Source organism: Polaromonas sp. P3_B4, from assembly GCF_056402835.1.
On sequence record NZ_JBFUGQ010000007.1, the window covers coordinates 21,511 to 27,510 of the forward strand.

Here is a 6,000-nt window from a genome sequence, read left to right on the forward strand (position 1 = left end):
TCTGGTCAAAAGTCCTTCGCCGCCTGATGATTCTGTAAGGCCGGTGCAGCGAAAATTCCGGAGTTGTTGTATCGTACAACAATACGATGTATCATTCAACGATACATTTGTATTTGCCTTGCTGTAAAGGCCTGGCCTAACTTCATGGAGTTTCAGAATGGGAATCGCACTAACTTGTCCCCGCCGGTTGCTGGCGGCTGCTGTGGCTGTGACGCTTTCGGGTATGACGTCAGCTGCCGATCTACGGATCGGGTTCAAGGCTGAAGTCACTTCTGCCGATCCCCACGTTCTGGGCGCCGCAAATCGCAGCGTCTGGATGAACGTCTACGACTCGCTGGTTGGCCAGGATGAAAAACTGCATCCCGTTCCTCTGCTGGCTTTGTCCTGGAAAGCGATCGACGAGAAGCAATGGGAATTCAAGTTGCGACCCGGCGTCAAATTTCACAATGGTGAGCCGATGACGGCCAATGACGTGAAGTTTTCGCTCGACAGGGCCAAGGCGCTGACCGGCCCGCGGACGTACAAGACCTATTTGAGGGCGATCGACAGTATCCGGGTGCAGGACCCGCTGACGCTCACCATCAAGACGAAAGAAGCCGCCCCGACCCTGCCTGAAAGCGTGGGTATCGTCGCCATTATTCCGAAAGGAAGCGGTGCGGAGATCAAGGAGTCGGACTTTGAGAGCGGGAAGGCAGCGGTGGGGACCGGTCCTTTCAAGTATGCGGGCCTCATCCCAAGCCAGCAAGTGACCATGACGCGCAACGACACGTACTGGGGCTCAAAACCGGCCTGGTCGAAAGTGATTTATCAATTCATACCGAAAGAACCGGCGAGAGCGGCGGCAATGCTGGGCGGCAGCGTCGATGTCATTGATGGCGCTGCCGGTGGCTTGAGTGAGACCTTGAAGAAAAGCGACAAGGTGTCGGTGGTCTCTACGACCTCCTATCTACTCAATTACCTGTCCATGGATCAATTTCGGACGGTTTCGCCTTATGTCACCAGTCATGATGGGAAACCGCTGGCCAAGAACCCGTTCCAGGACAAAAGAGTCCGCCAGGCCATCACAGTGGCCATCAACAGGGACGCCATTAACAAGTTCGTCATGAAAGGCGATGCGGAACCAGCGACGCAGATCGTTCCAGCCGGCTTTTCCGGCCACGAGCCCGCACTGAAGCTTCAGCCTGGGGACACGGCGCGCGCCAAAGCCTTGCTGGCCGAGGCTGGCTACCCCTCCGGATTCAAGGTGGTTCTGCACTGCACCAATGACCGGTACCTCAACGACGCACGGGTCTGCGAAGCAATTGCCCAGATGTTGACCCAGGCGGGGATAAAAACCGACGCAAGGACACTCCCCTACGCCAACTTCGTTACCCGGGCGACAGGCGGTGGAGCCGGCGGCGAGCCCGAATTCAGCCTGGCCATGTTTGGCATCGGTGCGATCCTCGGTGATTCGCTGGAGCCTTACACCGCCGTTGTCCATACCTTTGACAAGGCCCAGGGGACCGGAGCCAACAACTATGGCCGGTACAGCAACAAGGATTTCGATGCAGCGATCCGCTCTGCGTCAAAGACATTGAATGACAAGGAACGTGAAGAGCTGCAGCGAACAGCCGCCAGGCTTGCCGCGGAGGACGTTGCCATCGTTCCAGTGCATAACGCAAAGGTGGCATGGGGATTGCGCAAAGGCCTGAGCATGGTCCCGCGAAGTGATGGCTACACGGTAGTCAGCGCCATCAAGGACGCAGCTTCGAAGTAAAACAGATCAACGAATAGGGGTGAGGTGAGGGGGTCACCGGTGCTGGTGTCAGCACCGGTGGCGCTCCAATCCAAGCCGAACCAGGGTAATCAATGAAAGACTCGACGTTCAGCAATCTTGCTGTGGTGATTGAACGCAATGTGATGGTGCCGATGAGGGACGGCGTAAGGCTCTCGACCGATATATATCGCCCGAGACAAGAGGCGGGAGAAGATCCGAAACCACTCCCGGTCATCATGGAACGCACTCCCTATGGGAAGCACCTTGAAAGCCGCACCGAACGCGAACCAGGGAGCACGCGCCCCATGTCGCGTGAAGAGGTGGCAACGTATTTTGTCGCCCAGGGCTATATCGTCGTGTACCAGGATTGCCGCGGCAGATATGGGTCCGAAGGCACATTCACGAAATACCTGAGCGAGGCCAACGATGGCCACGACACCTGTGATTGGCTTGTGCGCCAACCCTGGTCCGACGGCAGGATTGGAACCAAGGGCCTTTCCTATGCGGCACATACGCAAATGGCCCTGGCGTCTACCGGCGCACCTGGCCTGCTGGCCATGTATGTCGACTCCGGGGGGTTTTCAAATGGCTATCAAAGCGGCATCCGGCAGGGGGGGGCATATGAGTTGAAGCAGGCCGCGTGGGCCGTTCTCTTCGCATCGAGCATTGCCCAGCGATCGGAAAATACGGCCGTCGCCAGCACCTTGAAGAATATCGACGTCGACGACTGGTTCAGAAGAATGCCATGGCGCCGTGGGAACTCACCGCTTTCGGAAGCACCGGAATATGAAGAGTTTCTCTTCGATCAATGGGAGCGTGGTACGTTCGATGCGTACTGGAAGCAGCCCGGAATTTATGCGGAGGGGTTCTACCATCACCTCAAGAATGTGGCGACAGTTCATATGTCTTCCTGGTATGACGTCTATACGCGCACCGCAGCCGAAAATTACGGCAGCCTCAAGAAAATCGGCGCTCCGGTAAAGCTCGTCTTTGGTCCGTGGGTGCACGGAAACCGGTGGTTGACCTATTCGGGCGATGTGGATTTCGGCGAGAAATCCACTTTTGGCCATCACGTTGCCACAAGCTTTCTTGAGGCAAGGCTCAAATGGTTTGACCACTGGCTGAAAGGCCTTCCGGCCGCTGAAGACAACGCCAACGTGAGGCTGTTCGTGATGGGCGGCGGCTCCGGCAGAAAAAACAGCGAGGGGCGTCTTGACCACGGCGGAACCTGGCGCTCCGAGCAGGACTGGCCGATTCCGGATACGCAGTGGAAGCCCTACCATCTTCACGTTGATCGTTCGCTGTCCCCCTCTCTTCCCGAGAGGCATCACGGTGCGCTGGCGTATCGGTTCGACCCCAAAAATCCGGTTCCTACCTTGGGCGGCAGCGTGGTTTCACGTCCGCCCGGAATACTGGCCGGTGCATTTGACCAGACGACCGATGAGCGCTTCTTTGGTTGCGCAGAACCGTTTTACCCGCTGACCGACCGTGAAGATGTGCTTGCCTTTTCAACCGAACCGCTGGTGGAGGATGTTGAGATTACAGGGCCGGTGGTGGCGAACTTGTGGATATCTTCTGACTGCCCGGACACGGACTTCACCATCAAGCTGGTCGATGTGTATCCGCAAAGCGAAGACTACCCAAAGGGTTTCGCCATGAACCTCACCGACGGGATTCTGCGGGTGAGATACAGGGACTCATGGGAGCGCCCGGAGCTGATGACGCCAGGAACGGTGTACCCCATCCGCATCGAGGCGTTTCCGACAAGCAACCTTTTCAAGGCAGGGCATCGCATCCGGGTGGACATTTCGAGCAGCAACTTTCCGCACTTTGACGTCAACCCGAACACCGGGGATCCCGAGGCGCAGGCGACGACGAGCAGAACGGCGCTCAACAAGGTGTACATGAACAGCCAGCATCCATCGCATGTGGTGCTTCCCGTGATCCCGAAGCGTTCTCAATAATGGTGGCTGCAGCGCGCCCCACCAGGTGCGCTGCAGCTAATCGGCAGAGGCGTCGGAGCGGCGATAACCGAGCTCAACCGAAAGGTCGTAGGCCGCCGCGCACAGCGGCTTGGCCAGCTTTTCCAGTCCTTTGGCCGTGATGCGGCTTGAAGGAATGGAGATGGCCATTGCGGCGATGACTTTTGATGTTCCGTCGCGCACCGGTGCCGCCACGGAAAGCACCTCATTCGTGATTTCGCCCAGGGAAGTGGCGTAACCCTGCTTGCGGATCTTGATCAGCTCCTCGTTCCATTTGGCGCGTTGAACGATGGTGTTGGGGGTGAACTTCTGAAAGTCCTGGGCGAAAAAGTCGTTCAAAAACTCTGCGGGGGCATAGGCCAGCAGGACTTTGCCCGACGCGCCACCGTGAAGAGGCCGCCTCATGCCGACAGAGCCATGGATGCGCACATCGTGCGTAGAGTCCCATCGGGCCACAGAGACGGATTCAAAGCCGTCACGGACACGGATCTGGACAATCTCGTTGAATTTGCTGGCCAGCTGCTGAAGATATTTGCTGGCCTGCCTGACCAGGCTGACCTGTTCGTCGGCAGCCAACCCCACAAGCAATGCGTTGTAGCCGAGATGGTAGGTCGCAGCATCACCCGATCGCTGCACGAAACCGCGCCGCTCCAGCGTGCTCAAAAGGCGGAACGCCCTGGCTTTGGTAATTCCCGATCTTTTGGAAAGCTCGGTCACACCCAGGCCGGGATTCTGGGCTACAAGCATCAATAAGCCGAGTGCTTCATCTACCGACGCTACGTTATAGTCCATTGCCTTCTTGCCGCTGGCTTGCTTCAACGGGTATGTTTGAGTTAGCGAAGCATTCTACCGTCAGGGCCTAGTACGACGACGTCGACATAAGTCGAGCCTGAGTGATTTGTCGGGGAAAAGTTGACGGAGAATCCGCCGAGATTTAGATCCCTCAACGACTCCAGGGATCGTTTCAGCTTTGCGGAAGTGGGATTCGGTCCGGCGCGTTTCAGGCCTTCGGCCAGTACCCTGGCCGCAATATAGCCTTCGGTCACCGCCAGATTTAAATCAGACCCAGGGACGCCAAATTTCTTGTGGTCCTCCTGCATTTCCCTGATGAGTGTGGAGGTTTTGCTCGACGGATCAGGCACCACCAGCGCTATGCCCAGCCCGTAGGCGGCCTGTTTGCCGATTCTTTTTACGACAGCGGCACCATCGGTGACCGAAAGCGCGACGACAAACGCCGAACTTCCACCCTGGCGAAAATTCTTGTAGAACTCGGCGGTCGCTGCACTCGTCGCCACTGAAATAACCGCGTCGGGTTTGGCCTTGAGAATCGTTGCGACCGCTTCACTGACATTGGTCGTGCCGTATTCGTAGCTCGCACTGCCCGAGAGCTGAAGGTTTTTCCCCTTGATCGCGTGTAGAGCCCGGTCGTAACCTTCAATGCCAAACGGGCTCTTTTCGTAGAGAACGGCGATGCGCTTGTGCCCGATGATGTTCATATGGGACACGATTTTCTGCACCTCCTGGGCATAGTTGGCGCGCGTGTGAAAAATCCAGGGGTTCACCGGTTGATGAAGCGAGACGGCCCCCGTTCGTGGCCCGACCAAAGGAATGCCGGCCACAGCCAGCACCTTTTCCTGAACCAGCGCTTCAACAGGGGCGGTCCCAGAAAATCCGATCAGCGCAACAGGCTTTTCTTCCTGGATGATTTCCCGTGTTTTTTCCACTGAGTCCGACCCGTCAGGTCCCCGGTCTTTGGTGACAAGTTTCAGTTTCGCCCCGTTAACGCCACCCCGCTCGTTGACGACGTCGAAATACAGTTGCACGCCCACCTTGACCTGGCTTGCCGCGGAATTTGGATCTTTAAGCTGGCCGATCTGGCCGATCACGATGTCCTGCGGAGCGGATGAGGCAACGGCACAAACTGTTCCCAGAATGCCTGTACTGATCCAATGTTTAAGTGACATATCCATGCTTTCAAAATGATGGAGCCCGTCCAGGGCGTTCCTGTTGTCCATGACAAAAGCCCGCCGGAGGCGGGCTTTGCGTATCAGCTAGTTACGCCAGCTCCTGGCGCTCAGAAGTTGTGCTGAATGCCCACGCCGTAAACGCGGATCACGTCATTGGCGACGCGGTTGTTCGGGTCCGAGCGGTCATAAAAGCCGTACAGCGACGTGCGGTTGCTCATCTTGTAGGAGTAACCCGCCTGGAAGCGCTTGAGCTTGCCCGCCGGATCGCTCTGGACATCCTTGCGGATGTAGTTGG

General features: G+C 57.2%; 4 protein-coding genes and 1 pseudogene. 2 read left to right on the forward strand and 3 right to left on the reverse strand.

What is annotated here, in order from left to right:
• Nucleotides 1–157 precede the first annotated feature (157 nt).
• Together AC1DVV_RS22885 and AC1DVV_RS22890 are read left to right on the forward strand one after the other, a co-directional pair.
• The gene (locus AC1DVV_RS22885; RefSeq protein WP_477707265.1) at nucleotides 158–1,756 is read left to right on the forward strand and encodes an ABC transporter substrate-binding protein; all 1,599 of its coding nucleotides are present in this window, start codon (nucleotides 158–160) and stop codon (nucleotides 1,754–1,756) included.
• Between the two features lie 92 nt (nucleotides 1,757–1,848).
• Entirely contained in the window at nucleotides 1,849–3,720 is a 1,872-nt protein-coding gene (locus tag AC1DVV_RS22890) for a CocE/NonD family hydrolase (protein ID WP_477702662.1), read from the forward strand.
• Nucleotides 3,721–3,756: 36 nt separating this feature from the next.
• Here AC1DVV_RS22890 and AC1DVV_RS22895 read toward each other — a convergent pair whose 3' ends face one another.
• The 3 genes and pseudogenes from AC1DVV_RS22895 to AC1DVV_RS22905 all read right to left on the reverse strand — a co-directional run.
• On the reverse strand, nucleotides 3,757–4,530 hold the full coding sequence (locus AC1DVV_RS22895) for an IclR family transcriptional regulator (RefSeq protein ID WP_457282000.1): 774 nt from the start codon (nucleotides 4,528–4,530) through the stop codon (nucleotides 3,757–3,759).
• 41 nt (nucleotides 4,531–4,571) lie between these two features.
• On the reverse strand, nucleotides 4,572–5,753 hold the full coding sequence (locus AC1DVV_RS22900) for an ABC transporter substrate-binding protein (protein WP_477702663.1): 1,182 nt from the start codon (nucleotides 5,751–5,753) through the stop codon (nucleotides 4,572–4,574).
• Between the two features lie 59 nt (nucleotides 5,754–5,812).
• Nucleotides 5,813–6,000 (reverse strand): annotated as a pseudogene (locus AC1DVV_RS22905) (porin); the annotation flags it as partial.